General features: G+C 55.8%; 1 protein-coding gene. It reads left to right on the top strand.

Annotation, left to right across the window (positions count from 1 at the left end; translation table 11 throughout):
- Positions 1-65 precede the first annotated feature (65 nt).
- Entirely contained in the window at positions 66-524 is a 459-nt protein-coding gene (locus tag B5G37_RS14830) for a hypothetical protein (RefSeq protein ID WP_087258999.1), read from the top strand.
- Positions 525-626 lie beyond the last annotated feature (102 nt).

The raw sequence follows: 626 nt of genomic DNA, 5'->3' as shown, positions 1-626 counted from the left end.
TGAATGTCCCAAGCGATGGCCGTACACGCCTCACAGTGGTTCAAGTATTTTAAAGGAGCAACATCATGAAAGAAATTATTCAGGAAGTCATTGCATCGGGCATCTACAATTTGAGTGATTTGTTGAAGAAAATCGACACCCTGTGGCTGCAAGCATCCATCACCGACGAGGAGCGACAGGCGTTGATTCAGGCGGCCCAGGAGAATGCAAACCCGGAATATGGGTATGCAGGGTTCCAAGAACAGCTCAACACCATTCTGGATCGGGTGGACGCCCTGGAACAGGAGACAAAGATTCTACGGGCGGCCATTGAGGCTTTGGGCGGTACCGTGGGCGAGCCGGAGCCTGGGGAGGAATGGCCTGCCTGGTATCCCTGGGATGGCGTGGGGAGAAGCCCCTGGCAGAAGGGCAGCCAGTGCACCCACAAAGAAAAGAAGTGGGTATCCCAGGTGGATGATAACATCTGGGAGCCTGGAGCTGTGGGGGTCTACGAGACCATCTGGAAAGAAGAGGCGAGCGCATGAAATTACCATCCATGGCCTATTCCAACGGCATGTCTGCGGCCACCCAGACCGCCTTTGGCGGGCTCAACCACACCTTGGGGGCGGGAGATGGGGAGCTGTACC

The sequence above is a fragment of the Pseudoflavonifractor sp. An85 genome (assembly GCF_002161235.1).
Taxonomy (GTDB): domain Bacteria; phylum Bacillota; class Clostridia; order Oscillospirales; family Oscillospiraceae; genus Enterenecus.
This window is presented reverse-complemented; position numbering and strand designations above follow the sequence as displayed.